Annotated in this window: 1 protein-coding gene; it reads right to left on the bottom strand. The window is 76.1% G+C overall.

Features of this window, described 5'->3' with window-relative positions:
• A partial coding sequence (locus WA788_RS35040) for a type I polyketide synthase (protein WP_335984428.1) occupies positions 1-3,793 on the bottom strand: 3,793 nt, incomplete at both ends.

Below are 3,793 nucleotides of genomic sequence, written 5' to 3'. Positions count from 1 at the left end.
CACACCGACACCCTCGCCCCAGCCGGTGCCGTCCGCCTGATCCGCGTACGCCTTGCAGCGCCCGTCCGCAGCCAGCCCGCGCTGCCGCGAGAAGTCGATGAAGGTGCCGGGGGTGGACATCACCGTCACGCCACCGGCCAGGGCGAGCGTGCTCTCGCCCGAACGCAGCGACTGCGCGGCCAGGTGCAGCGCCACCAGCGACGACGAGCACGCCGTGTCGATCGTCACCGCCGGACCCTCCAGGCCCAGCGAGTACGCCACCCGGCCGGATGCCACGGAGCCTGTGCTGCCGGTTCCCAGGTAGCCTTCGACCTCCTGCGGGACCGCGTGCCAGGGCAGGTAGTCGTGGTAGAAGAGCCCCGCGAACACGCCGGTGGCGCTGCCCCGCAGGCCGGTCGGGTCGATGCCCGCGTCCTCCAGCGCCTCCCACGACGTCTCCAGCAGCAGCCGCTGCTGCGGGTCCATCGCGACCGCTTCCCGCGGGCTGACGCCGAAGAACTCCGCGTCGAAGTCCGCGGCGCCGTAGAGGAACCCGCCCTCGCCCGAGACGGACTTGCCCAGGGCGTCCGGGTCGCGGTCCACCAGGTCCGTCGGCCAGCCGCGGTCCGCGGGGAAGGGGCCGATGCCGTCGCCGCGCGCCTCCAGCAACCGCCACAGGTCGCCGGGCGAGGACACCCCGCCCGGGAACCGGCACGCCATCCCGACGATGACGGCGGGATCGTCGTCCGCGGGCACGGCGCGGATCACCGCGCCGGACGTGCCCGGGCGGGCGGCCGCGTCCTTGCCGTCCCCGCCACCCTCTTCGTCCTCGCCGAGCAACTCCGCCCGTACGCGGTGGGCCAGCGCGGCCGGGGTGGGGTGGTCGAAGACCGCGGTGGCCGGCAGCCGCAGGCCGGTCGCGGTGTTCAACCGGTTGCGCAGTTCGACGGAGGTCAGCGAGTCGAAGCCGCTGTCGCGGAACGAGCGCCGGGTGTCGACGGCCTCGGGGCCGGCCATCCCCAGCACCAGCGCGGCCTGGGTGGCGACGATCCGGAGGACGGCCTCGGTCCGCTCGTCGGGGCCGAGTCCGGCGAGCCGTGCGGCCAGCGCGCTCCGGCCGCCGGCGGCCGGGGCGGCGGTGCGACGGGTGGGGGCAAGGCCGTGGCGCGTCTGCGGCAGCAGGCCGGCCAGCAGCGGCGCGGCCGCGCCCGCGCCCCGCAGCGCGGCCAGGTCCAGTGCGGCGGCGACCAGCAAGGCGTGACCGGTGCGGGGCGCACCGTCCAGGAGGGCCAGGCCGTCCGGTGCGGACAGCGGGCGCAGCCCCTGCCGGGCCATCCGGAGCCGGTCCACGTCGCTGAGCGCGCCAGCCATCCCTTCTTCCCACGGGCCCCAGGCCAGCGACACCGCGGGCAGGCCCTGCCGGTGCCGGTGCGCGGCCAGCGCGTCCAGGAAGGTGTTGCCCGCCGCGTAGTTGGCCTGACCGGCGTTGCCGAGCACGCCCGCGATCGAGGAGAACAGCACGAAGGTGTCGAGGTCCAGGTCGCGGGTCAGCTCGTGCAGGTTCCAGGCGGCGTCCACCTTCGGCCGCAGGACCGACTCCAGCCGGTCCGGGGTCAGTGCGGACACCAGCCCGTCGTCCAGTACCCCGGCGGCGTGCACCACCCCGGTCAGCGGCAGGCCGTGCAGGACCTCGGCGAGGCGGTCGCGGTCCGCCGCGTCGCAGGCGGCGACGGTGGTCCGCGCGCCCGCCTCATGGAGGGCGGAGACGAGGTCGGACATGCCGGGGGCGTCGCCGCCGCGGCGGGAGAGCAGCACCAGGTGCTCGGCCTGACCACTCTCCGCGAGGTGCCGGGCGACCAGCCGGCCCAGCGCGCCGGAGGCGCCGGTCACGAGCACGGTGCCCGGGCGGCTGCGCTCCGCTTCGGCGGGCGGCAGCGCGGTCGCCGTACGGGCAAGCCGCGGCACGCGTGTCCGGCCGTCCCGCACCGCGCACTGCGGGAGTTCCAGGGCCGCGGCGGTCCGCAGGGCCTCGACCGTCGCCTCGCCGGTGGCCTCGTCGACGTCCGCCAGCAGTATCCGGCCCGGGTGCTCCGTCTGCGCGACCCGCACCAGGCCCCACACCGTGGCGGCGGCGAGGTCCACGGGCGCCTCCGGTCCCGCGTCCACCGCGCGCCGGGTGACCAGCAGCAGCCGGGCGCCGGACAGCGCGTCGGCCGCCAGCCACTGCCGCACCAGCGCCAGGGCGTCCGCGGCGGCGCGGCGGGCGGCCTGGGCCGTGCCCTCGTCCTGGGGCTCAACTGCCGCCCCGGTCAGGGCCACGACGGTCTCCGGGAGCTGCGCGCCTGCGGCGACGGCCGCCGCCAGCGCCGCGACATCGGGGTACGCGGCGGCTTCCGGCAGCGCGGGTACGGCGTCCGCGTCGCCGATCACCGCCCAGCGCCCACCGGCCGGTTCCGGGGCCTGGCCGGGAAGGCTCGCGGGCACCCACTCCACGCCGTACAGCCCGTGGTCCGTTGCGGGGGCGGGGGCGAGGGCGGGGGCCTTGAACGGGCGCAGGGTGACACCGCCGACGCGGGCGATCAGGGTTCCGTCGCCGTCCGCCAGGGTCAGGGCGTCCCCTTCACCGTCGGCCTCCGGTGCGATCCGGACGCGGGCCGCCCTGGCACCCGTCGCGTACAGCTCGACGTCCCGCCAGGCGAACGGCACCTCCAGCCCGCCGGTACGGTTCCCCGCGCCGACGATCGCGTGCAGCGCGGAGTCGAGCAGCGCCGGGTGCAGGCCGAACCCGGCCGTGCTCACGTCCTCCGGCAACGCGATCTCGGCGTAGAGTTCCGCGCCCTTGCGCCAGGCGCCGCGCAGGCCCTGGAACACCGGCCCGTAGCTCAGGCCGCGTGCCGCCAACTCCGGGTAGAGGGAATCCAGTTCGACGGTCTCGGCGTCGGAGGGCGGCCACGGAGCCGCTTTCCCTGCCGCGGGGATCTCACCGGGGCGGGCGAGCACGCCGCTCGCGAGCCGGGTCCACTCGCCCTCGGCCGGGGCAGCCTCGTCCTGCGCGTGGACCGTGACGGTACGGCGGCCGGTGTCGTCCGGCTCCGCCACGGCGATCTGGACCCGTACGCCACCCTGCGCGGGCAGCACGAGCGGGGCTTCGCTCAGCAACTCCTCGACACGGGAGCACCCCACCTCGTCACCGGCCCGCACCACCATCTCCACCAGCGCCGCACCCGGCACGACCGTCCGACCGGCCACCGCGTGATCGGCCAGCCACGGCTGCGACGACAGCGCCAACCGCCCGGTCAGCACCACACCACCGCTCGCCGGCAACACCACCGACGCACCCAGCAGCGCGTGTCCGGGAGCCGCCAGCCCGAGATCCTCGGCACGACTGCTGGTGGCCGGGTTGAGCCAGTAGCGGCGACGCTGGAAGGCATACGTCGGCAGGTCCACCCGACGCGCACCCGTCCCCGCGTAGACCTTCTCCCACGCCACCGGGACCCCGCGGACGAACACCTTCGCCACCGCCGTCAGCAACGCCCGCGGTTCATCCCGGCCGCGCCGCAGAACCGGCGTCCACGACTCCACCACGTCGGAATCGTCCGCGTCCTCCGTTCGCGTCAGCGGCCCGAGACCCGACAACACACCATCGGGACCGACCTCGACGAACGTCCCTACGCCCGCGCCGCGCATCGCCTCCACCGCGTCGGCGAACCGCACGGCGTCACGCACGTGCCGCACCCAGTAGGAGGCGTCGGTGACCTCCTCCGACACCACACCACCGGTCAGCCCCGACACCATCACCAGGCGCGGACGCCGG

This window comes from Streptomyces sp. CA2R106 (assembly GCF_037034245.1).
Classification (GTDB): Bacteria; Actinomycetota; Actinomycetes; order Streptomycetales; family Streptomycetaceae; genus Actinacidiphila.
Note: the sequence above shows the minus strand (reverse complement) of the source record. Positions and strands in the feature narration are given on the sequence as shown.